A 23,166-nucleotide genomic window follows, 5' to 3' on the forward strand; every position below is an offset into this window, starting at 1 on the left:
GCGGTCCGGCACGCCGACCATCCTCGCCCATCGATGCACCGCGCGCCGGCGACGGCTCACGCGGCGGCGAGCACTTCGAGCACCTGCTCTCCGTATTTCGCGAGTTTGTTCTCGCCGACACCGCTGACGCCGCCGAGCTGGGCCAGGCTCGCGGGCTTGCGGGCCGCTATCTCGCGCAGGGTGGCGTCGTGGAAGACGACGTAGGCGGGAACGCCCTGTTCCTTCGCGGTGGCCGCGCGCCATTCGCGCAGCTTCTCGAACAGCGGCAGATCGGTGAGTGTCAGGTCGGCGGCCGCCGCCTTGGCGGCCTTCGCGGCCCGCGCGGGCTTGGGCGCGCGTTCGGGTTCACGGCGCAGCAGTACTTGCCGTCCGTCGAACAACACCTCGCTGCTGGCCTCGGTGAGTGTCAGGACGCCGTAGTCGCCGTGGACGGCCAGCAGCCCGTGGGCCAGCAATTGGCGCACCACGCCGCGCCATTCCGTGTCGCGCAGGTCGGTGCCGACGCCGAAGACTTTCAGCTCGTGATGGTCGTGCTGCACGACCTTGGGGTTCTTCTTGCCGAGCAGGATGTCCACGATGTGGCCTGCGCCGAAGCTCTGCCCGCGTTCCCGCTTCAGACGCAGCACCGTGGACAGCAGCTTCTGCGCGGCCACCGTGCCGTCCCAGGACTGCGGCGGGGCCAGGCAGGTATCGCAGTTGCCGCAGGGCAACCCGGGCTCGCCGAAGTAGGCGAGCAACTGGGTGCGGCGGCAGGCGACGGTCTCGCACAGCGCGAGCATCGCGTCCAAGTGCAGTTGCAGCTGGCGACGGTGAGCGGCGTCACCCTCGGAGGAGTCGATCAGCTTGCGCTGCTGCACCACGTCGCTGAGCCCGTAGACCATCCACGCCGTGGAGGGCAATCCGTCGCGACCGGCACGCCCGGTCTCCTGGTAGTACCCCTCGACCGACTTCGGCAGGTCGAGATGGGCGACGAAGCGCACATCGGGCTTGTCGATGCCCATGCCGAAGGCGATGGTCGCCACGACGACCAGCCCGTCTTCGCGCAGAAAGCGCGACTGGTTCGCCGCGCGGGTCCGGTGGTCCAAGCCCGCGTGGTACGGCACCGCGGAGACGCCGTTCTCGGTGAGAAACGCCGCGGTCTTCTCCACCGAGTTGCGCGAGAGGCAGTAGACGATGCCCGCGTCGCCCGCGTGCTCGGTGCGGATGAAGTCCAGCAGCTGGCGCTCGGGACGGTTCTTCGGCTCGATGCGGTACTGGATATTGGGCCGGTCGAAGCTGGACACGAAGCGGCGGGCGCCGCCGAGGTCGAGCCGCTGGATGATCTCGTCGCGCGTCTTCTCGGTGGCTGTCGCGGTCAGCGCGATCCGCGGGACGTCCGGCCACCGCTCGTGCAGCACGGACAGGCCCAAGTAATCGGGACGGAAGTCGTGACCCCACTGCGAAACGCAATGTGCTTCGTCGATGGCGAACAGCGCGATCTTGCCGCGGTCGAACAGCTGCGCGGTCGAGTCCAGGCGCAACCGCTCCGGCGCCAGATACAGCAGATCGAGTTCACCCGCGACGAACTGCGCCTCGACGGTCCGGCGCTCGTCGGGGTACTGGGTGGAGTTGAGGAACCCGGCGCGCACGCCGAGGGCGCTGAGCGCGTCCACCTGGTTTTGCATGAGGGCGATCAATGGCGAGACCACGACACCGACGCCGGGGCGTACCAGAGCGGGCACCTGGTAGCAGAGCGACTTGCCGCCGCCGGTCGGCATGAGCACCAGCGCGTCGCCGCCGTCGATCACGTGCCGCACGATCGCGCCCTGGTCGCCGCGGAAGCTGTCGTAACCGAAGACTCGGCGTAGAACCTGTTGCGCCGCAACGGATCCGGCGTCCGATCCGGACGCGTCTTCGATCGCTACAGCCGCGAAATCATCGGGGGGAGTCACCCGGCCCATCCTACGAGCGCCCGGACGGCGCGGTACCGGTACGGTGCGGCGTTCGCCCTGCTGGACGGCCGAGTTCTGCACATGTGCACAACCAACGCCGAAGCTTCCCGTCCCGGCTCGCCGACCTGGGGGTTTCCCATCAGAGCGGAAATTCTCGGCCCGGCGGCTCCCTCCAACGCTGTTATGTTGTGGCCCATGGCAACAGGGATCGGGACCAGGGCACGCGCGGCGATGCTCACCGCCGTCGTCGTGGTCGCCGCGGCCGCCGTGGTCACTGCGGCACTGCCCGCGGCGCGGGCGGAGACCATCCCCGCGATGTGCTCGCACGGCTGGGAGGCCGGGACCGTCGTCGAGGGAGCCGGCAATCTGGAGAATCTCGATGCCGACGGCCAGGGCGGTTTCTACGTCACCGGCCTGATGGACAATTACCTGGCGCATGTCGACCGCGCCGGGCGGATGGAGAAGCTGGTCACGGATGTACACCGCCCCGCAGGTGTGCGCGTCGCCGGGCGCTACGTCTACTTCCTCACCGGCGACGGGCTCAGCGAACCCCCGGGCACGCTCCAGCGCTACGACGTCGAGACCGGCGCGGTCAGTGTCCTGCTCACCGGGCTGAACGGGCCGAACGGCCTGCTGTTGCTGCCCGACGGCAGCCTGCTGTTCACCACCATCGGTCTGAACGGTCCGAACGGGATCTCCCGCTACTGGCCCGAGACGAACGAGTACGAGCGGGACTGGTCGAGTCTGCCGCCAGCCAACGGCCTCGCGCTGGCCGCGGACGGCGAGTCGGTCTACGTCGACACGATGACGATGCAGATCCTGCGCGTCCGGCTGGACGATCCGGCGCACCCCACGGTGGTCTCCGGCATCCCGGACCTGGTCGCACTCCCCGACGACATGGAGGCCACCCGAGCGGGCGCGCTCTTCGTCGCCGACCATATGCTCGGCGCCGTCTATCAGGTGGATACGACCACCGGCGCCACCTGCGCGATCATCACCGGCTTGATCAAGCCGGGCCCTTTGCGCAACCTGCCGGACGGCGCCACCTCGGTCCGCATCGACCGCGACGGTGACTCCTGGGCGCTGTTCGTCACCAGCATGGACGGCACGCTGCGGCGGTTGCGCCCACCGGCGGGCATCGACCTCACGCCCGCGAATCCCACGCGGGCCGGATAGTTCTGGGTGCTTCGAGGATTCCGCGGTCACCGACCGACCTGGTGTACCCATCGGAGGGAGGAAAGCCGTGGTCGAAACAGCGCCGATGGTGGCGGCCACCGCGATGGACGCCGAGGACATCGCACGACTACGCGATCGGCTCGCGCAGTGGATGGTCGACAACGGCATCGGGCAATGGGTGCCGGGCGAGTACGCGGTGGCGGTTGTCACGGAGGAGATCGCGCGAAATGAATGGTTCGTGTGGCGCGACGAGTCCGCGGCGCTCGTGGCCGCCGTTCGCCTCATCTGGCGGGATCCGGAGTTCTGGGGCGCGGACGACGACACCGAGGCCGGTTACGTCCACGGCCTGATGGTCGCGCCGGAATACCGGGGCCACGGACTCGGTCCGCGCATACTCGGGTTCTGCGCCGCGCACACACTGGCTCACGGCGTCACCCGCCAACGCCTGGATACCGCGTCGGATAACCAGATACTCCGGAAGTATTACGCCGCACAGGGTTTCATCGAACTCCGGGAGACGAGACTGCCGCCCCAGTTCCACGGGACCACCCACGTCGTCCTGATGGAAAAGTTCCTGGATACGCCAGACGTGCGTTAACTGACGGGCTCGCGACCACGTCGTCCCGGGCCCGAGCTCCAGCCGTGCGAAACGGAGCGGTCAACCGCGCAGGCGGTCGAGAACTTCGTCGTGGAGCAGGCTGTTGGTGGCGATCGCGTCACCACCGTGCGGACCGGGTTTGCCGTCCAGCGAGGAGAAACGCCCGCCCGCTTCCCGGACGAGGATGTCGAGGGCGGCCAGATCCCACAGGGAGACCTCCGGTTCGGTGGCGATGTCCACCGCGCCTTCGGCGAGCAGGCAGTAACTGAAGAAATCGCCGTAGCCGCGCACGCGCCACACGTCGTCGGTCAGGGCGAGGAAATGCTCCCGCAGCCCGCGGTCGCGCCAGCCGGACAGACTGGAGAACGCCAGGCTGGCCGAGCCGAGCTCGCCGACTGCGGAGACCGAGATCTGTTCGGCCACTCCCTTTTCGAAGCTCGACCAGGCGCCCGACCCCGCAGCCGCCCACCAGCGCCGGGCCAGGGCGGGCGCGCTCACCACGCCGACCACCGGTTCGCCGTCTTCCAGCAGGGCGATCAGCGTCGCCCAGATGGGCACTCCCCGCACGAAGTTCTTCGTGCCGTCGATCGGGTCGACCACCCATTGCCTTCCGCTGAATTCGGCGGCGCCGCCGAATTCCTCGCCCAGTACCGCGTCATCCGGCCGGGCCTCCGACAGCACCTGCCGGATCGCCTGCTCCACGGCCAGGTCGGCGTCCGACACCGGCGTCAGATCCGGCTTCGCGTCGACCTTCAGGTCCAGCGCACCGAAGCGCGCCCGGGTGATCGCGTCGGCGGCATCGGCCAACCGCAGGGCCAGTTCGAGATCGGAGGAGTACACAGCCACGCCCCGCACCCTATCGGCCCCGCCCGGTCACGCCGTTTCCGTCCCGGTTGGGCGAAGGCCACGGCTGAGTGAGCGCAATCAGCCGCCCTCGCTCCGCGACGGCATCCCCAGCGCCTACCCCACGGTCTCCAATGACCGGGCCGCGACCAACGCGCTCGCCCACCAGTGCAGCTGGTCGAGTAGCGTCGTCGCGGCGGTCGCGGGCCCTTCGGGCTCCAGCAACTTTCCCTCTTCGTCGAAGAGCAGGTAGTAGCGCGGGAACGACACATAGTCGCGCACCGTGTGCGCGTTGAGCTCGTTGAAGATCTGCCGCAGGTGCTCGATGGCGAGCAGGCCGCCGGAGGCCCCGCTGTAGCCGACGAAGCCGATCGCCTTCGCGTTCCACTGGGTGAAATGCCAGTCGATGGCGGCCTTGAGCGAGGCTGGGACGCTGCGGTTGTAATCCGGCGTGACGATGACGAACGCGTCGGCCGCGTCGAGCCGGCGAGTGAGCTCCGCCATGCCGTCCGGGCGCGGCGGATTCGGATCGAGCGCCGGGGGCACCGCGGGCAGGTCCAGCGGCAGGTGCGCCTCGGCGAGATCGATGACGTCCACCTCGAACGATCCGTGCCGTCGCGCCTGCTCGGCGAACCACGATGCGACGACCGGTCCGAAGCGTCCCTCCCGGACGCTGCCGATGATCACCGCGAGCTTCAGTGGGGTGTTGGACATGTCGCATCTCCTCGGATCACAGAAACGACCCCGGCGGGCCGCCGAACCCAATCTGCTTTGCGGCACGCAGGGCAGGGAGACCGCCGTAAGAGTGGTAGTGGCAGGGACACCCTCGCGGCGTTGGGCCTTGTTAGGTTCGACGGGTGAGCGACAACGAACTCGGGCTCTTCCTGCGCACCCGCCGTGAAGCGGTGACGCCCGCCCAGGTCGGCCTGCCCGCCGGTCCACGGCGGCGCACCCCCGGGTTGCGCCGCGCCGAACTGGCCACCCTCGCCGGGGTGAGCGTGGAGTACGTCACTCGCCTCGAGCAAGGTCGCGACCGGCATCCTTCGCCCCCGGTGCTGTCCGCGCTCGCCGACGCGCTGCGGCTGAGCCCCGCCGAGCGCATCCATCTGCACCGGTTGAGCAAGTCGGTGGACAGCGGGTTCACCTGTATGGGCGACGCGCAGCCGCTGCGCGAGGTGCGGCCGACCGTGCGCGCGATCCTGAATCGACTCGAACCCGCGCCCGCCGTGGTGGTCAACCGCCTCACCGAAGTTCTCGCCTACACCGACGGCTACTACCGGCTGATGGCACCGACCGGTCTCTTCGACGGACCCCACACCCCGGCGAACCTGGCGCGTTTCGTCTTCTGCCTGCCCGGCGCCCGGAACCTCTACGCGGACTGGGAGCACGTGGCCGACGAGACGGTCGCCACGTTGAAGCAGGGCCCGTTCCGCACCGACCCGCACATCGCCGCCCTCGCCGACGAGCTCACCGTCACGGTGGGCCCGGAGTTCGCCGACCGGGTCGACACGGTGCCCAGCTTGGCCGCCGCCACCGGTATCAACCGCCTCGTCCATCCCGAGGCCGGTCCCCTGCGCCTGGCCTACGAGCTACTCGAACTCTCCGCCGACGACGACCAGCGGGTGATCGTCTACCTGCCTGCCGACGACGCCACCGCCGCCGCCCTCGACACCCTCAACGGACGCCGCCCGGGCGGACTGCACGCGGTTTCGGGCTGACCGGGCGAACCGTCCTCGGCGACAGACCGCGCGAACGAACCACACCTCGAACACAGAGCACGAACGCCTTCGGCAGCGTGAACGAAGTGGAGTTCGACACACCGCGCGCGCCACACCGAACCCGTCGGTCGGGCAGGACAACGGAACGGGCGCGGCAGGCGCCGACCTGGCGAAGAGCCGATCGCCTCCGCTGCGAATTCCAAACAGCAACTGCGCCAAGCGCGGTCGCCGTTTAGGGTAGGAACCCATGAGGCGTCCGTCACAACGTACCGGCCAGGGGCCGGGTAGGGAGCGAGTGCGTGACGTCCCGGCGATCACCCCGTCCGGCCCTCGAACGACGGCGCCCACCCGTGGTGACGCCGTCCCTGGCCACCCGGCGCGCACTCGTGTGCTGCCGCCGCAGAGGGGCAGCTAGGCTTGACAATCGTGCATCCTGACGTTTCCGCTGATCTCGCCGAACTCGACGCCACCCTGAAGACCGTCGAATCGGTGCTCGACATCGACGAGCTGCGCCGTCGTATCGACGAGCTCGAGCATCAGGCCGCCGACCCCGACCTGTGGAACGACCAGGACCACGCCCAGCGGGTCACCAGTGAGCTGTCCCACGCCCAAGGCGAATTGCGCCGGGTGGAGGAGCTGCGCCAGCGGCTCGACGACCTGCCGGTGCTCTACGAACTGGCGGAGGGCGAAGAGGGCGAGACCAGGACCGCCGCACTCGCCGAGGCCGACGCCGAGCGCGCCGCGCTGCACAGCGACGTGGAGGCGATGGAGGTTCGCACGCTGCTGTCGGGCGAGTACGACAAGCGCGACGCGCTGGTGAACATCCGCTCCGGCGCCGGTGGCGTGGACGCCGCCGACTGGGCCGAGATGCTGATGCGCATGTACATCCGCTGGGCCGACCGGCACAAGTACGGGGTCGAGGTCTACGACACCTCCTACGCCGAAGAAGCGGGCATCAAGAGCGCCACCTTCGCGGTGAAGACGCCCTACGCCTACGGCACGCTGTCGGTCGAGATGGGCACGCACCGGCTGGTGCGGATCAGCCCGTTCGACAACCAGGGCCGCCGCCAGACCTCCTTCGCCGAAGTCGAGGTGCTACCCGTGGTCGAGACCACCGACCACATCGAGGTGCCCGAGACGGAGATCCGCGTCGACGTGTACCGCTCGTCCGGCCCGGGCGGCCAGAGCGTCAACACGACCGACTCCGCGGTCCGCATCACCCACCTGCCCACCGGCATCGTGGTCACCTGCCAGAACGAGAAGTCCCAGCTCCAGAACAAGATCTCGGCCATGCGCGTGCTGCAGGCCAAGCTCTTGGAGCGCAAGCGGCAGGAAGAGCGCGCCGAGATGGACGCGCTGAAGACCAACGAAGGTGCGTCCTGGGGCAATCAGATGCGCTCCTACGTGCTGCACCCGTACCAGATGGTCAAGGACCTGCGGACGAACTACGAGGTCAACAACCCCTCGGCGGTGCTCGACGGGGACATCGACGGTTTCATCGAGTCGGGTATCCGCTGGAGAATGCGAGAGCAGGCGAACTAAATGAATGTCGCGGGAATCCAGGCTATCGCGTCCACCGGCTTCACCACCTGGCTACGCGGTTCCGGCCTGGAGATCGTGCTGCTCATTCTCGGTGCCATCCTGTTCAGCCGGTTCGCCACCTACGTCAGGGACCGGATCACCCGCAAGATCGACGCCGGATTCCGCAGCAGTGACGCCCTGGTGCGCACCGAGGCGGCCAAGCACCGCCACGCGTTGGCGCAGGTGATCACCTGGGTGGTGCTGACCATCGTCTACGTACTGATCACCATGGAGGTGCTGCGGCGGCTCGGCTTCGCCGTCACCGGGTTGGTCGCGCCCGCCGCGGTGCTCGGCGCCGCGCTCGGTTTCGGCGCGCAGCGCATCGTGCAGGACATCCTCGCCGGGTTCTTCCTGATCGCCGAGCGGCAGTACGGGTTCGGCGATGTGGTCCGCATCGCGGTGACTGGAGCCGCGGAGCAGGCGGAGGGTACGGTCGAGGACGTCACGCTGCGGATCACCACGCTGCGCAACGCGGACGGTGAAGTGATCACGGTGCCCAATGGCCAGATCGTGAAGGTCACGAACCTGTCCAAGGACTGGGCACGCGCCGCGATCGACGTGCCGGTGGCCGCGAGCGCTGACATCACCAGGGTCAACGAGATCCTGCACGAGGTGGGTACAAAGGCGTACGAAGACGCTCGCCTGAAGCCGTTGCTGCTCGACGAGCCCACCGTCATGGGTGTGGAAGACCTCACCGTCGACCAGATGAACATCCGAATGGTTGCCCGGACGTTGCCGGGTAAACAGTTCGAAGTCGGACGCGAGTTGCGGGTGCGAGTCGCCGCGGCGCTGCGCCGGGAGGGAATCAGTGAGACCACGTAGATCCACGGCGATCCTGATGGCAACCTGGGTCGCCACGTTCGTGCTGTACGTATTCGTCAAACCCGACGAAACGAGCACCGCGCCTGCCACCCTGGTCAACGCCGTTCCCGCAGCGGTGTTCACCGAAGCGCCGGCCCGCTGAGCCCGGCGGGCGAGCCGCCGCCGTTCTGTCACCCATGGTTGACGACGCAGGCCGCGCCCGGTTGCTGGTTACACTGGCTCCCCGTGATCACCATGCGGAACGTGACCAAGTCGTACAAGACCTCGACGCGACCCGCGCTGGACAACATCACCGTCGATGTGGGCAAGGGCGAGTTCGTCTTCATCATCGGACCGTCCGGCTCGGGTAAGTCGACCTTCATGCGGTTGCTGCTCAAGGAGGAGACCCCTACGGCGGGCGAGATCAGAGTCGCCGATTACCGGGTCGACCGGTTGCCCGGTCGCAAGGTGCCCAAGTTGCGCCAGCGCATCGGGTGCGTCTTCCAGGACTTCCGGCTGCTTCAGCAGAAGACCGTGTACCAGAACGTCGCGTTCGCGCTGGAGGTGATCGGCAAGCGGCGCCAGTTCATCGACCGCACCGTCCCCGAGGTGCTCGACATGGTCGGCCTCGGCGGCAAGTCCGACCGGCTGCCCACCGAGCTTTCCGGTGGTGAGCAGCAGCGAGTGGCGATCGCGCGGGCATTCGTGAACCGGCCGCTGGTGCTGCTGGCCGACGAACCGACCGGCAACCTCGATCCCGACACCAGCGGCGACATCATGATGCTGCTGGAGCGGATCAACCGCATCGGCACGACGGTGGTGATGGCCACCCACGACAACCACATCGTCGACGCGATGCGCAGGCGGGTGGTGGAGCTCGATCACGGACGCCTGGTGCGGGACGAGGCGACGGGCGTGTACGGGGTGGGCCGGTAATGCGCGCGAGCTTCCTCTTCGGCGAGGTCTTCGCGGGCCTGCGCCGCAACGTCACGATGACCATCGCGATGATCCTGACCACCGCGGTCTCGCTCACCATGCTCGGCGGCGGCCTGCTGGCGGTGCGCATCGCGGACAAGACCGAGCAGTACTTCCTCGACCGGCTCGAGGTGCGGCTGTACCTCACCGAGGACGTCTCGGCCAACGACCCGGACTGCTCACAGGACCCGTGCCGGGCGCTGATGGCCGATCTGAAAGCCACCAGCGGCGTGGAGTCGGTCCAGTTCCTCAACCGGGAGGAGGCGGTCCGGGAGGCCAAGGAGAAGACCTTCAAGGACCAGCCCGAACTGGCCAAGTACGTCAGTGAGACGCCGTTGCCCGCCTCGCTGCGGGTGAAGATGGAGAACGCGGAGCTCTACCCCACCATCTACGAGAAGTTCTACGACCGCCCCGGCGTCGGCATGGTGCGCAACGACAAGGACATCGTGGACCGGCTGGTCAGCCTGTTCGACGGGTTGCGCAACGCGGCGTTCGGCTTGGCCGTGCTGCAGGCGCTGGCCGCGGTGATGCTGATCGCGAACATGGTGCAGATCGCCGCGTTCACCCGCCGGACCGAGGTCGGCATCATGCGGCTGGTCGGCGCGACTCGCTGGTACACCCAGTTGCCGTTCCTGCTCGAGGCCGTGGCCGCCGCACTGGCCGGTTCGCTGCTCGCGATGATCGGCCTGCTCATCGCCCGCCCGCTGGTGATCGACCGCGCCCTCGGCGACCTGTTCGCCAGCAAGGTGTTCCCGCGCATCACCGGCGACGACATCGCGATGACCGCGCTGGTCATCGCCCCGGTCGGCATCGTCTTCGCGGCGATCACGGCCTACGCGACGCTGCGGTACTACGTCCGCGAGTGATCCTCCGAGCCGGTGGCCGCGATCAGCTGAGCCACCGGCTCGACTTGCCCACCAGTGGCTGAGCTCGCGTCGGCCGGGTTGGCCGGACCAGCCGCCCTAGCCAGACCAGCCACCTAGCCAGACCAGCCACCCTAGCCAGATCGGCCACCCTAGCCGGACCAGCCACCCTAGCCGGACCAGCCACCCTAGCCAGATCGGCGGCCCTAGCCAGATCGGCAGCGCTGGCCGGATCAGCCGGAACTTCACAGCGCAAGGTCGGTCAACTGCCCGCAGTCGTGCCGGATTCGAATCGGCGGGTCGACGGCGATCACGGTGTGCGGCTTCGAGACGCAGGCGAATCGGTCGCGGCCGCCGCTCTGGTCGAGGCCGTAGATCCCGACGGCCGTCACCATTTCACCCAGGTTCTGCGGCCGGTCCGTTTCGACACGGCTGGGCAATTCGCCCCGGTTGATAGGCCAACCCCGTTAGCGGCAGATTTCGACCGAGCCGTCGCGGACAGCCTGGCGGCGACGGTGGTGGTGGAAGCCACGGCCGCCGTCGCACCCCATTCGGGCATCGGCTCATGGCGCCGTCGCGCATGGCGAAGTGCGGGTCATCGCGGTGCGAGGCGTGGTGCGACCTGCGGCGGAGACGGCGGCGGACCGCCTACGGCGCGACTATGGGCGCTTGTCCAGCAAGGCGTCGATTCCCCGCGTATTCTGCATCTCGACGCGCTTCTTACTCCGGAGTAAGATAGCCTTACTCTGGAGTAAGATAGCTGGGGATAGACCGCACCAAACCATCCGAGAAAACAGGTGATGATGAGCACTCGAGACAGCGCAACGAAGCGACGTCCAGACACGTCCGCGGTCGGCCTGAACCAACCCAAGCGGGATTGGATGGGCGCGGCGATGCGGGTCATGACGACCCTCACCGGGTCGGAACTCGCCGAGAAGTACAACCTGCGCAAGCCGATCGAGCGCGTCACCTACGAGGGCACCAAGACCGGCTTCCGCACGCTCGGCGCCGCGACGCGCGCCTTCGCCAAGGTCGCGGGCACCGGAGCGCCGAAGCGCCTGGCCGCCAACGAGGCGAAGAACAAGGACTTCTTCGACCTGACGCCGACCGACGAGCAGCAGATGATCGTCGAGACGGTGAAGGAATTCGCCGCCGAGATCCTGCGCCCGGCCGCCTACGAGGCCGACAACGCCGCCAAGGCGCCGCGCGATCTGCTCGAGCGCGCCGCCGAACTCGGCATCACCCTGATCAACGTCCCCGAGGAACTCGAGGGTGCGGCCTCCGAGCGTGGCGCGGTGACCAACGCGCTGGTCGCCGAGGCGCTGGCGCACGGCGACATGGGTCTCGCCCTGCCGATCCTGGCGCCCAGCGGCGTCGCGGTCGCTCTCGCGCAGTGGGGCAGCGACGCCCAGCAGAAGACCTACCTGCCCTCCTTCACGGGGGAGAACGTGCCGCAGGCCTCGGTCGTGATCAGTGAGCCGCGTGCGCTGTTCGACCCGTTCGCGCTGGAGACCAAGGCGGTGCGCTCGCCCAGCGGCTACCGCCTCTCGGGTGTGAAGAGCCTGGTCCCCGCCGCGGCCGACGCCGAGCTGTTCCTGGTCGCCGCCGAACTCGACGGGCGTCCGGCGCTGTTCATCGTCGAGTCGGACGCGCCTGGCCTGGTCGTGGAGGCCGACCCGAGCATGGGTCTGCGCGCCGCAGGCCTGGGCAGGCTGATCCTGGACAACGTCGCGGTCGGCGCCGACGCCATCCTGGGCGACGGCGAAGCCACGACCCGCGCCGAGGAGTACGCCGACGCCGTGCGCCTGGCCCGTCTCGGCTGGGCTTCGCTCGCCGCGGGCACCGGTCAGGCCGTGCTGGACTACGTGATCCCGTACGTGAACGAGCGGGAAGCGTTCGGCGAGCCGATCTCGCACCGCCAGGCGGTGGCGTTCATGGTCGCCAACATCGCGATCGAGCTCGACGGCCTGCGGCTGGTCACCCTGCGCGGCGCTTCCCGCGCGGAGCAGGGCCTGTCCTTCGGCCGGGAGGCGGCGCTGGCCAGGAAGCTCGCCACCGACAAGGGCATGCAGATCGGCCTCGACGGCGTGCAGCTGCTCGGCGGTCACGGCTTCACCAAGGAACACCCGGTCGAGCGCTGGTACCGCGACCTGCGGGCCATCGGCATCGCCGAAGGTGTCGTGCTCATCTAACCGGCCCGTTCCGTTCTCCAGGAGACCTCACCCATGATCAACCTCGAACTCCCCAAGAAGCTGCGGGCCAGCGCGAACCAGGCGCATCAGGTCGCGCAGGAGATCTTCCGCCCGATCTCGCGCAAATACGACCTCGGCGAGCACGACTACCCGGTCGAGCTGGACACCATGGCCGCCATGGTCGAGGGTCTGGCCGACTCCGGCACCCAGAAGATCGGCGGCGCGGCCGGTGGCCGTTCCGACGACAGCGACAGCCACGCCACCGAGCTGCTCGGGAACACCAACGGCGGCAATATGTCCGCGCTGCTGAACGCGCTGGAGACGTCGTGGGGCGACGTCGGCCTCATGCTGTCGATCCCCTACCAGGGCCTGGGCAACGCGGCCATCGCGGCCGTCGCCACCGACGAGCAGCTCCAGCGCTTCGGCAAGGTGTGGGCCTCGATGGCGATCACCGAGCCGTCCTTCGGTTCCGACTCCGCCGCCGTGTCCACCACCGCCGTGCTCGACGGTGACGAGTGGGTGCTCAACGGCGAGAAGATCTTCGTCACGGCGGGCCAGCGCTCGACTCACATCGTGGTGTGGGCGACGGTGGACAAGAGCCTCGGCCGCGCGGCGATCAAGTCGTTCGTCGTGCCGCGTGACGCTCCCGGCCTCTCGGTGGCGCGGCTCGAGCACAAGCTCGGCATCAAGGCCTCCGACACCGCCGTGCTGCTGTTGCAGGACTGCCGGATTCCCAAGGACAACATCCTCGGCAGCCCGGAAGTCAACGTGGAGAAGGGTTTTGCCGGGGTCATGCAGACCTTCGACAACACCCGTCCGCTCGTCGCCGCGATGGCGGTCGGCGTCGCCCGCGCCGCGCTGGAAGAGCTGCGCTCGATCCTGACCGCCGCGGGCGTGGAGATCTCCTACGACAGCCCGGCCAACAACCAGCACGCCGCCGCCGCCGAATTCCTGCGGATGGAAGCCGATTACGAGGCCGCCTACCTGCTCGCCTTGCGCGCCGCGTGGATGGCCGACAACAAGAAGCCCAACTCGCTCGAGGCCTCCATGTCCAAGGCGAAGGCGGGCCGCACCGGCACCGACGTCACCCTGAAGTCCGTCGAACTGGCCGGCGCCATCGGCTACTCGCAGCGCACCCTGCTGGAGAAGTGGGGCCGCGACTCGAAGATCCTGGACATCTTCGAAGGCACCCAGCAGATCCAGCAACTCATCGTCGCCCGCCGCATCCTCGGCAAGACCAGCGCCGAGCTGAAATGACCTGGTAGACAACGAAAAACCGGTGCGAATCCACTCATCAACTCGCACCGGTTTTTCGTGTGCCCGGTCCACCGGCTGTGGTCCCGTAACACTGCGGACATGTTCACGAGCAGGTCACCGCAGTCAGCCGAGCGGGGCCGCGCTGGTCACCAGTTCCTCTCCGCGAGGTGACCACCAAGTCCACCCCGCGGGTGCGACGACCCTGCCGCCGACCCGCTCACCTCCAAGTACGACCCGCAGGACGGGGTCGTCTTGCGGTGCGGGCCGTGCGATAACCCGGTGCCGCCGCCACACCGAGATGCTCGACCGGTCCCCCTACCGAGCGGGAGCGGGCTTCGGCCCCCTCTTCTCGTTTCCGATCGGCCATACTGTCTCTCCGTGGAGACGTTCGGAGACTGGCTCGAATTCGTGGGTACGGTGACTACAGCCATCGGTCTCGTCATCGCTTGGGAGAAGGCGACCGGACGACTCGACAGCCTCCGTGAGGGCGCTCACAGGCAACTCCTTACGATCCGCCACAGGGTAGGCGGCGGCCGTAGCATGACTATTCAGGCTGATACAGCGGTCACCTTCGGCGGCACAGGTGAGTTGACCTTCCAAACCGTGGGACAACACGTCGTCGAACCAAATGCGAGTGTCCAGCGGCAGATCGAAGGTCTCGCAGCCGAAACCAGAGTGCTCCGAGACATGATCGTGGAGCTACGCAAGCACATCGAAGAGGTGGAGACCTCGCCCCGCCTCGAGATGTCAGAAGTGAACACTGCCCTCGAGGAGTCGATCAACAAACTCGAATCCGAACTGAACATCAGCTCAGCGAGAGACTTTCGAGTAGCTATCGGGGGTATGCTGCTGACCGTCGTCGGACTTCTCTGGGGGCTGGCCGTAGACGGAGGGTTTTCCTGGCTTCCGTGGCTTTGACCGCGTTGACCGGATTCCCCGCGCACCATTTTCTCGTGTCGGAAGGGGATGCGTCCGGATCAGCGCGGCATGTCCTGAATCAACTCGACGGCTTCCTGCCGGTCCGGCCACGCGACGATGAGACAGCGGACAATCCTTGCCGCCGAACATTTTTGGTGGCCTCGCTGCTATAGACCTCGAACCGAATGGTCCGTAGCCTTCGCATCCATGTGGAGCATTGTGCTTATCTCGATTGTCAGTTGTGTTGTGATCGCCGCTGGATTCGCGTGGGGGCTGCCCGGCGACTGAGGACGGGCCGTCGCAGGCATTCCGCCTGGCTCAGTGCGCTGCGTTCCGGTTTCGGCGAGCGAGCTGGTCGGCGGTGAGATCGGCCGTCCAGAGGGGCTGGAGCATGTGCCAGTCGGCTGGGTGCGCGGCGATACCGGCGGCGAATCGGTCGGCCAGCGCCTGGGTGGTATCGCGTACTCCACCGCTGGTGTCGATGGGGGAATCGACGTGGAATCCCCACCCGTCGGGCGTGTACCAGCAGTGCACGGGAAGCAGGGGGGCTCCGGTGTCGATCGCCAACCGCGCGGGCCCGGCAGGCAGCCGTGCCGGTTCCCCGAAGAAGGTGACCGGCACGCCCGTGCCGGACAGGTCGCGTTCACCCAGCAGACCGACTATTCGCCCCTGTCGAATCCGGGTGATCAGCTGAGCGAACGGCGGCGTCGCGGTACCGGTGAGCGGGATGATCTCGAATCCCAAGCGTTCGCGGAAGCGGACGAAGCGCTGGAACAACGATTCCGGGGCGAGCCGCTCCGCGACGACGGTCGGCGAGCCCACGCGTTGCACCAGCCACACTCCCGCCAGGTCCCAATTTCCGCTGTGCGGCAGGGCGAGCACGGCACCGGTGCCGCGTTCGACCGCCCGGTGGATGTGTTCGAGCCCGGTGGCCGAGGATTCGATGGTATCGGCCAGTCGCACCGGGTCCATCGATGGCAGCCGAAAGGCTTCGCGCCAGTAGCGGGCATAAGAGCGCAGGCTGGCACGGATGAGTGTCTGTGGCACCGCCTCCGGCACGGTGCCCAGTACCCGAGACAGGTTGCGGCGCAATTGGTTCGGTCCACCGTCGCGGGCGGCGCGTTCGGCTGCGGCGTCGAAGAGGCGCACGGCCAGCGGTTCGGGCAGGGCGCGTACCAGCCGCCAGCCGGCGGCGTAACCCAGGTCCCATGCCCGGCCGGCCGGATTCACTACTCGCCGCCGGACTCGGCCGACCCCGCTTCGTCGGTCGTCACGGAAGGCGCCGCTGAGACGACGTCGCTGAATACGGGCAGCCGAACCGATCCGACTACCGGCGCGCTGACCTCGGCGGGCTCACTCGGATGGCTGAACAAGGGTGCCCGGTTACTTCGATGCATTTCTGGATTCTCCGCTCACTCGCGATCGATGACGCCCAAATGGGTGGATACCGCCATACACGGTCACCAACGCCGCGGATTCGGCGGTCGCCTCGAAAACCCACACTACCTTGACCAGAACATACGGAACGGTTTTATCGAGGATGTGCCCGCACGCTCGCGGTCAGCCGCCGAACGCTCGCGCCATGAGGCGGGGCCGTGTACGGTGCGCCTCCGGTCCCGTCTGCCCGCCGGTTCCGCGCGGGGCGGGGACCCGCCGCGGCCCCTGGGCTCCGTAGCGCTCCGTTGGGCAGCACGCCGCTGCGTCGATGAGTCAACGACACGATCACGCCATTCGGCGCTCACCCCTGGACAGGGCGCGCACCAACCAGGCAGCCTATCGCCCTGAGTCGCTGGATCGACAAGTCAGCGGACGTATTTCACTCGAGCAGTACCAGAAAACTTCAAGGAGAACTGGTTATGCAACGACTGAGTTTTACGCGTCGCCTCGCTACCGCTTTCGCCGCCTCCGCGGTGTTCGTGGCCCCTTTCGCCGGGCACGCCGCCGCACAGCCCGCCACGGTGGACTGGACCGTCTCCACCCAGAAATTGCGCGCCGCCGCGGCCGGGAATCCGGCGGCCGAGCAGGCGATCGACCGGCTGATCGCCTCCGGTCAGCTCACCGAGGCCGGGCTGGTGGCCTTGCCCGCGCAGCCGTTCCAGATTCCGGCGCAGTCGGATATCGGACGCGGTGAAGGGCCTGGCGTGTACGGGTCCGGTATCGCGTTGGGCGTGGACGGATTCCGGATCGGGTTCTTCGGCGGGCCCGGCACCATCTCGCCGAATCAGGGCGGGGCCAAGCTCGAGGTGCTGTGGATCAACCTCGCCAACGGGCGCAGCGGCACCGAATTGCTCTACGAGCACAACGACGTTCCGGTCGACACCACCATTCGCACACGCGCACTCGACACCGGCGCTGGTCCGGTGGTCGCCGCGGTGTACGGATCGCTGTGGCACCGCTGGTCGGTACCCGTGAGCGACGCGAACCCGGACGGGTACGCCTACCGGCTGGGCACGATCTCGGTGCCGTCGTTCGGCGCCGTCTACAACTGAGCGCGAAGGCCCCGGCTCCCGCCGCCACGGGGGCTGGGGCCTTCGGTTTGTCGGACCTCACGTAGATCCGTAGCTTTTGATTTCGTGAGCCTGGAAGACCGAGTCGCCGAGTTGGAGTGGCGGCTCAGCGCGCTGGAAGAGAACCTGCGGCCGGAGCACCTCCCGGCGGACACCGAGCAGTGGGCGGTGACCCGCCTGCAGGACGAGTTCGCGGCGGCCGACGAGCCCAACGGCGGGGTCGTCTTCGCCGGGTCGGTCCGCCTGCCCAACGATCAGCAGCGCGAATGGCAGGCCCGGTTCACCACCGGCGACCTCATCGAGGACGACTGGGCCGAGACCGCGGAATGCCTTGCCGCGCTCGGCAGCCCGGTTCGGTTGCGCCTGCTGCGCGAGATCATGGGCGGGCGGAGAACCGCGGCCGAACTGGCCGGGGTGGAGGGTGTCGGCACCTCCGGCCAGATCTATCACCACCTGCGTCAGCTGGCCGCGGTCGGCTGGCTGCACACCGCGGGCCGCGGGCGGTTCGAGGTCCCCGCCGCCCGGGTGGTTCCGCTACTGGTCGCCCTGGCCAGCGCCCGGCGCTGAGCCGGGCGCCGCCGCGGCGGCTGAGCCGGGCGCCGCCGCGGCGGCGACGTATCCGCCGGTCGCGAGCAGCCCACCGATCTGCTCGTAGGTCGCCCGCTCCCGGGGCGCGACCGTCGCCAGGCCGTCGACGTAGCGGTTGAACATGCAGAAGGCAGCCGCGACCAGCACCGCGTCGTGGATGTCCTCGTCCTTGGCGCCCGCGGCGCGCGCGTTCTCGACGTCCTCCGGCGTGACGTCCAGCCCCGACCGACGCACCTTGTCCGCGATCCTCAGCAGTGCGCGGAGTTTCGGATCGATGGCGGCGGACTCCACGTCCTCGATGACGGCGTCGATCAGGTCACGACCGCCTTCTACCAGCACGGCCGCGGTCGCGGCGTGCGACTGCGTGCAGAAGTAGGTGTTGTTGCGCGACGACACGTACGCGGCGATGGTTTCCCGCTCCCCCGGCGTGAGCGGAGAAGTCCCGCGCAGCAGAGTCTGCGCGAATTCGCTCAACGCCGTGCCGGTTTCGGGTTTGAAAGCGAACAGCCCCCGGATGCCGGGCAGGTCGCCGGGAACGTCGATGAACGGTTCACGATCCGTCGGATCGGACATTGGCCGCGTCTCCCTTCGAGCGGTCTTCGAGACGTTGCGAAGGTTATCCCTACCGGCCGGTAACGGCGGGCGAAAAGATGAATCGGGCCGAGAATCGCCCCCCACCTGCGGCGGACGCAACCCAAACGAGACGGATTTGTCCGTTTTAGTTGTGACCTGTCACACTCCGCACTGCTACGGTGGCAAGTCAACACGCCGTACCGGTTCGCTAGGTCGAGGACCGACGCGAGGGTTTTGTGGAGGTTATGCGACATGAACTTGGCCCACACGCTGGAGGCCGTGAAGGCGCTAGGGGTGCTGCGCAGCCGGGGTGTCTCCGATCCCAGGAAGCCGCTGGAGACGCTGCGGACGATGAAGGAGTCGCGCATCTACGGCCCCCAGGCGACGCTGATCCGGCACTCCGCGCGAGTGGCCCCGGACGCGCCGGGCATCGTGGACGAGGCAGGTCCGCTGACCTATCGCGAGCTGGACGACCGGTCCACGGCGATCGCACGCGGATTGCAGGCGGCGGGCGTCTCCGAGGGGATGGTGATCGGCGTCCTCGCACGCGATCACCGCGGCCTGATCCTGGCCATGGCCGCCGCGGGCAAGCTCGGCGTGCGGGTGGCGCTGATGAACACCGGGTTCGCCAAGCCGCAGTTCGCCGAGGTGTGCGAGCGCGAGAAGGTCAAGGCGGTGCTGCACGACAGCGAGTTCCTCGGCCTGCTCGACGCGCTGCCCGCCGACCTGCCGCGCTACCTCACCTGGGTCGATGAGGGCACCGCGCTGCCCGACGGCGCGCAGACGCTCGACGACCTGGTCGCCGCCAACTCCACCGATCCGCTGCCCGCGCCGAGCAAGCCCGGCGGCTTCATCATCCTGACCAGCGGCACCACCGGCCTGCCGAAGGGCGCGCCGCGCACCAAGGTCACCCCGCTGTCCACGGCGCAGCTGGTCGACCGCATCCCGTTCCCGCAGCGCGGCACCCAGGTGATCGTCTCGCCGATCTTCCACAGCACCGGTCTGGCCACCTGGTTGGTCGGCGCGGCCCTGTCCAACAAGGTGGTGGTGCGCCGCCGGTTCGACGCCGAGGCGACGCTCGCCATGATCGCCGAGCACCAGGCCGACATGCTGGTGGCGGTGCCCACGATGCTGCACCGGATGGTCGAGCTGGATCCGGCGATCCGGGCGAAATACGACACGTCCTCCCTGAAGGCGATCGTGCTGGCCGGTTCGGCGCTGTCCCCCGAACTCACCATCAAGGCCACCGAGGCGTTCGGTCCGGTGCTCTACAACCTGTACGGCTCGACCGAGTGCGCGGTCGCGACCGTGGGCACCCCCGAGGACCTCGCCCTGGCACCCGGCACTGTCGGGCGCGCGCCGATCACCTGCGAAGTGCGGCTCTACGACGAGAACGACCAGCGCGTCACCGCCGTCAACACCACGGGGCGGATCTTCATCCGCAGCGGCGCGCCGTTCGAGGGGTACACCGACGGCAGGCACAAGCAGATCATCGACGGCTACATGTCCAGCGGCGACGTCGGCCATTTCGATGAGAACGGCCTGCTGATGGTGGACGGCCGCGACGACGACATGATCGTCTCCGGCGGCGAGAACGTCTTCCCGCAGGAGGTGGAGAACCTGCTGCTGGAACGGCCCGACGTCTTCGACGTCGCCGTGGTCGGCGTGGACGACGTGGAGTTCGGAAAGCGGTTGCGCGCCTTCGTCGTCCCGGAGCCGGGCCACTCGCCCGACGGCGAGGAGATCAAGGCGTACGTCAAGAACACCCTGGCGCGCTACAAGGTGCCGCGCGAGGTGGTCTTCCTCGATGACCTGCCGCGCAATGCGACCGGCAAGCTGCTGCGCCGCGTGCTGGTGGACTACGAAGTCCAAGCCTGATCGGCGGGCGGGGTGAGTGGCGCACTCACCCCGCTACCAGCGGGTAGCGTGCGCTGAGATACATGACACACCTGGTTACAGGAGCTTGCTAGTGTAAGCACCAGCACTGGCACTCGTAATTGCGGTTCGCACCACTCGGAGGACCACCGGGTGGCACCGTCGGAAGGTTGTCGTCGATGTCTCTTTCTCTCCCCGCGCTGGGTGGCACCGCTCGCAAGGCGGGCGATCTGGCCCTCGGCGTGAACGTGATGGTCAAGCGGCGGCTGTTCAATCCGCTGCGCCCCGACCACGCGGCGCGCTCGGCGTTCAACGTCTTGAAGTTCGGACCGTTCGCCGGTGTCGTCATGCACGCCGCACAGACCAGGCCGGAGGCCGCGGCGATCGTCGACGAACGCGGGGAGCTGACCTTCGGTCAGCTCAACGAACAGTCCAACGCCCTGGCCCGCGGCTTGCAGAGCAAGGGCATCAATCCCGGTGACGTGGTGGCGATCCTGGCGCGCGATCACCGCGGCATGGTGCTGAGCCTGCTGGCCACCGGCAAGCTCGGCGTGCGCGGGGTGCTGATGAACACCGGGTTCGCCAAGCCGCAGTTCGCCGACGTGGCCGAGCGCGAGCACGTCAAGGCGGTGCTGCACGACAGCGAGTTCATCGACCTGATGAGCGCCATCCCCGCCGCGATCCCGCGCATCCTGACCTGGGTGGACGAGAAGGACAACGCCGACCCCGCGATCACGACCATCGACTCGCTGATCACCGGGCAGTCCGGCGCCGCGCTGCCCGCCCCCGCCAAGCCGGGCGGCATGATCATCCTGACCAGCGGCACCACCGGCACCCCGAAGGGCGCGCCGCGCGACCGGGTGAGCCCGTTCGCCTCCGCGCAGTTCATCGACCGGGTGCCGCTGCCCAACGGCGGCACCATGATCATGGCGGCGCCGATCTTCCACGGCACCGGCCTGTCCCAGTTCACCCTCGGTCTCGCGCTGGGCAACCGGGTGATCTTCCAGCAGCGCCGCTTCGATCCCGAGCTGACGCTGGCCAATATCGCGAAGTACCGGGCTGATTCGCTGGTCGTGGTGCCCACCATGCTGCAACGCATCCTCGACCTCGGCGACGACGTGCTGGCGAAGTACGACGTCAGCAGCATCAAGGTGATCTTCGCGGCGGGCTCGGCCATCGCGCCGGACGTGGTGACCCGCACGCTGGACCACTTCAACGACAGCCTCTACAACCTCTACGGCTCCACCGAGTGCGCCGTCATGACGGTCGCGACCCCCGAGGACCTGCGCAAGGCGCCGACCACGGCGGGCAAGGCGCCGGTCGGCATCCGGATCGTGCTGCTGGACGAGAACCGCAAGCCGATCACCGAACCGAACGTCACCGGAACCATCTTCGTGGACAACGGCTTCGCCTTCACCGGCTACACCGACGGCCGCACCAAGGAAGTCGTCGACGGCATGATGTCCAGCGGCGACGTGGGGCATTTCGACGAAGAAGGCCTGCTCTACATCGACGGTCGCGACGACGACATGATCGTCTCCGGCGGCGAGAACGTCTTCCCGCTCGAGGTGGAGAACCTCATCGCGGGCCGCGACGACATCTTCGAAGCCGCGGTGGTCGGCGTGGACGACCGCGAGTTCGGCAAGCGGCTGCGCGCGTTCGTCGTTCCGGGTCCCGATTCCAAGCGCGACCCGCAGGAGATCAAGGACTACGTCAAGGCGAACCTGGCCCGCTACAAGGTCCCGCGCGAGGTCGTCTTCCTCGACGAGCTGCCCCGCAACGCGACCGGCAAGCTGCTGCGCAAGCCGCTGATCGAGATGGAGGTCGACGCGGGCTGACCGGCGCGCGTCCGGGTCTGCCGGGCGGCGCGCTCGCCGCCCGCCCGCCGGACCGACGTACTTCCACTTGGAAACTGCACGTCGCTGGGCTGCTCGGCGCCGGCCGATGCGGTCGATCGCGTGCAATCGGTCGGCTATCATCAGCGGGTGAGTTACGAGTTCGACCGGTCTGCCGCGGGACTTCGCGGCGCCGTCGCGCGGGTGCGCGGTGGTTCGGCCGGTGCGATCTCGGGGGCCATTTCCGTCGCGGCGCACGGCTGGGCTTCCAGCGGCATACTGCCGGACACCACCGCACTGGCGCTGCTGGCCGCCGCGTCCGCCGTGATCGGCGCGTTGGTGGCGGGTTTGGCCCCGCTGCGCGATACGTCGGCCGGGCTGGTCGCGACTCTCGTCGCCGGACAGCTGCTCGGTCACTTCACCATGGGAATCAGCTCGGGCCACCTGCATCACGGTGACGCCCAGCTGACTCCGGCCATGCTCACGGCGCACCTGTGCGCGGCGGTCGCGGCGGCCATCGTGATCCGGGGCGCGGAAGCTGCCTACCGGATCGGGACCGCGGTGCTGCGCCGCGTATTTCCGCTGCGGCATATTCCGCCCGTCGTCGCGGACCGCGCTCCTTTGCGTACGGTCCATCGCGACCGGGTCGTCCTGCGTGTGTTCGCCATCGAGGCGCTGCGCACACGAGCCCCGCCGCTCGCGGTCTTTCGCTGATTTCTTCCTATACCCGGCGCACGGAGCACGTGGCGTGAGTGTTGCTCATGGCCACGGCATTTCACCGTGCGGCACAGCGTCGCCCCGCACCTTCGTGCCCACGCCTGAGCGTGCCGACGCGACGCCGTAGTCCGGGTCGCAAACCATCCTTCCGCGCACCGCGGCGAGACACGCATCCTCGCGTGTGTTCGCCACGGCCTGCGGGCTGTCGCCGAACGACG

22 protein-coding genes are annotated in these 23,166 nt (G+C 68.2%); 16 read left to right on the forward strand and 6 right to left on the reverse strand.

Annotated elements, in window-relative coordinates:
* Positions 1-56 precede the first annotated feature (56 nt).
* Entirely contained in the window at positions 57-1,931 is a 1,875-nt protein-coding gene (gene recQ / locus IU450_RS13560) for a DNA helicase RecQ (protein ID WP_416382863.1), read from the reverse strand.
* A gap of 195 nt (positions 1,932-2,126) precedes the next feature.
* On the opposite strand from recQ, the gene IU450_RS13565 reads away from it, so the two are divergent.
* Positions 2,127-3,107: a hypothetical protein gene (locus IU450_RS13565; protein ID WP_195150164.1), complete on the forward strand. Its 981-nt coding sequence runs from the start codon at positions 2,127-2,129 to the stop codon at positions 3,105-3,107.
* A 67-nt stretch (positions 3,108-3,174) separates the two neighbouring features.
* The gene (locus tag IU450_RS13570) at positions 3,175-3,705 is read left to right on the forward strand and encodes a GNAT family N-acetyltransferase (protein ID WP_324197660.1); all 531 of its coding nucleotides are present in this window, start codon (positions 3,175-3,177) and stop codon (positions 3,703-3,705) included.
* Between the two features lie 60 nt (positions 3,706-3,765).
* On the opposite strand, the gene hisN is transcribed toward IU450_RS13570, so the two are convergent.
* Both hisN and IU450_RS13580 read right to left on the reverse strand, forming a co-directional pair.
* Positions 3,766-4,551, reverse strand: coding sequence for a histidinol-phosphatase (hisN, locus tag IU450_RS13575; protein WP_195150165.1), 786 nt, complete (start codon positions 4,549-4,551; stop codon positions 3,766-3,768).
* A gap of 114 nt (positions 4,552-4,665) precedes the next feature.
* Positions 4,666-5,262 (reverse strand): NADPH-dependent FMN reductase, encoded by a 597-nt coding sequence (locus IU450_RS13580; RefSeq protein ID WP_195150166.1) that lies wholly within the window; start codon positions 5,260-5,262, stop codon positions 4,666-4,668.
* Positions 5,263-5,405: 143 nt separating this feature from the next.
* On the opposite strand from IU450_RS13580, the gene IU450_RS13585 reads away from it, so the two are divergent.
* The 6 genes from IU450_RS13585 to ftsX all read left to right on the forward strand — a co-directional run bounded on the left by IU450_RS13585 (position 5,406) and on the right by ftsX (position 10,489).
* Complete coding sequence (locus IU450_RS13585; RefSeq protein WP_195150167.1) at positions 5,406-6,266, forward strand: helix-turn-helix transcriptional regulator; 861 nt, start codon at positions 5,406-5,408, stop codon at positions 6,264-6,266.
* Between the two features lie 426 nt (positions 6,267-6,692).
* On the forward strand, positions 6,693-7,808 hold the full coding sequence (gene prfB, locus IU450_RS13590) for a peptide chain release factor 2 (protein ID WP_195150168.1): 1,116 nt from the start codon (positions 6,693-6,695) through the stop codon (positions 7,806-7,808).
* On the forward strand, positions 7,809-8,669 hold the full coding sequence (locus tag IU450_RS13595; protein ID WP_043696228.1) for a mechanosensitive ion channel family protein: 861 nt from the start codon (positions 7,809-7,811) through the stop codon (positions 8,667-8,669).
* Between the two features lie 16 nt (positions 8,670-8,685).
* Positions 8,686-8,811, forward strand: coding sequence for a hypothetical protein (locus tag IU450_RS40590; protein ID WP_267470546.1), 126 nt, complete (start codon positions 8,686-8,688; stop codon positions 8,809-8,811).
* An 83-nt stretch (positions 8,812-8,894) separates the two neighbouring features.
* The gene (gene ftsE, locus IU450_RS13600) at positions 8,895-9,584 is read left to right on the forward strand and encodes a cell division ATP-binding protein FtsE (protein ID WP_195064775.1); all 690 of its coding nucleotides are present in this window, start codon (positions 8,895-8,897) and stop codon (positions 9,582-9,584) included.
* Complete coding sequence (gene ftsX, locus IU450_RS13605; RefSeq protein WP_195150169.1) at positions 9,584-10,489, forward strand: permease-like cell division protein FtsX; 906 nt, start codon at positions 9,584-9,586, stop codon at positions 10,487-10,489. The genes ftsE and ftsX overlap by 1 nt, the downstream gene beginning before the upstream one ends.
* A 242-nt stretch (positions 10,490-10,731) precedes the next feature.
* Here the strand turns inward: ftsX and IU450_RS13610 are convergent, their stop codons facing one another.
* Positions 10,732-10,881, reverse strand: a complete 150-nt coding sequence (locus IU450_RS13610; RefSeq protein WP_195150170.1) for a hypothetical protein — start codon at positions 10,879-10,881, stop codon at positions 10,732-10,734.
* Between the two features lie 402 nt (positions 10,882-11,283).
* Between IU450_RS13610 and IU450_RS13615 the strand changes: the two genes are divergently transcribed.
* The 3 genes from IU450_RS13615 (at position 11,284) to IU450_RS13625 (ending at position 14,853) form a co-directional block, all read left to right on the forward strand.
* Positions 11,284-12,678, forward strand: a complete 1,395-nt coding sequence (locus tag IU450_RS13615) for an acyl-CoA dehydrogenase family protein (RefSeq protein ID WP_416382864.1) — start codon at positions 11,284-11,286, stop codon at positions 12,676-12,678.
* A 33-nt stretch (positions 12,679-12,711) separates the two neighbouring features.
* Positions 12,712-13,935 (forward strand): acyl-CoA dehydrogenase family protein, encoded by a 1,224-nt coding sequence (locus IU450_RS13620; RefSeq protein ID WP_043696248.1) that lies wholly within the window; start codon positions 12,712-12,714, stop codon positions 13,933-13,935.
* A gap of 378 nt (positions 13,936-14,313) precedes the next feature.
* On the forward strand, positions 14,314-14,853 hold the full coding sequence (locus tag IU450_RS13625) for a hypothetical protein (protein ID WP_195150172.1): 540 nt from the start codon (positions 14,314-14,316) through the stop codon (positions 14,851-14,853).
* Positions 14,854-15,171: 318 nt separating this feature from the next.
* Here IU450_RS13625 and IU450_RS13630 read toward each other — a convergent pair whose 3' ends face one another.
* The gene (locus IU450_RS13630) at positions 15,172-16,083 is read right to left on the reverse strand and encodes a phosphatidylinositol mannoside acyltransferase (RefSeq protein WP_195150173.1); all 912 of its coding nucleotides are present in this window, start codon (positions 16,081-16,083) and stop codon (positions 15,172-15,174) included.
* Positions 16,084-16,709: 626 nt separating this feature from the next.
* On the opposite strand from IU450_RS13630, the gene IU450_RS13635 reads away from it, so the two are divergent.
* The gene (locus tag IU450_RS13635; RefSeq protein WP_195150174.1) at positions 16,710-17,342 is read left to right on the forward strand and encodes a hypothetical protein; all 633 of its coding nucleotides are present in this window, start codon (positions 16,710-16,712) and stop codon (positions 17,340-17,342) included.
* Between the two features lie 84 nt (positions 17,343-17,426).
* Positions 17,427-17,927: an ArsR/SmtB family transcription factor gene (locus tag IU450_RS13640; protein WP_195150175.1), complete on the forward strand. Its 501-nt coding sequence runs from the start codon at positions 17,427-17,429 to the stop codon at positions 17,925-17,927.
* On the opposite strand, the gene IU450_RS13645 is transcribed toward IU450_RS13640, so the two are convergent.
* Complete coding sequence (locus IU450_RS13645; protein WP_195150176.1) at positions 17,895-18,521, reverse strand: carboxymuconolactone decarboxylase family protein; 627 nt, start codon at positions 18,519-18,521, stop codon at positions 17,895-17,897. The genes IU450_RS13640 and IU450_RS13645 overlap by 33 nt on opposite strands.
* A gap of 252 nt (positions 18,522-18,773) precedes the next feature.
* Between IU450_RS13645 and IU450_RS13650 the strand changes: the two genes are divergently transcribed.
* The 3 genes from IU450_RS13650 to IU450_RS13660 all read left to right on the forward strand — a co-directional run bounded on the left by IU450_RS13650 (position 18,774) and on the right by IU450_RS13660 (position 22,945).
* The gene (locus IU450_RS13650) at positions 18,774-20,399 is read left to right on the forward strand and encodes an acyl-CoA synthetase (RefSeq protein ID WP_195150177.1); all 1,626 of its coding nucleotides are present in this window, start codon (positions 18,774-18,776) and stop codon (positions 20,397-20,399) included.
* 176 nt (positions 20,400-20,575) lie between these two features.
* A complete protein-coding gene (locus tag IU450_RS13655) occupies positions 20,576-22,234 on the forward strand; it encodes an acyl-CoA synthetase (protein ID WP_195150178.1) in 1,659 nt (552 codons plus the stop codon).
* Positions 22,235-22,381: 147 nt separating this feature from the next.
* Positions 22,382-22,945: a hypothetical protein gene (locus IU450_RS13660; RefSeq protein WP_195150179.1), complete on the forward strand. Its 564-nt coding sequence runs from the start codon at positions 22,382-22,384 to the stop codon at positions 22,943-22,945.
* Positions 22,946-23,166: the final 221 nt, after the last annotated feature.

Origin of the sequence: Nocardia abscessus, assembly GCF_015477775.1 — a bacterium.
Classification (GTDB): Bacteria; Actinomycetota; Actinomycetes; order Mycobacteriales; family Mycobacteriaceae; genus Nocardia; species Nocardia abscessus_A.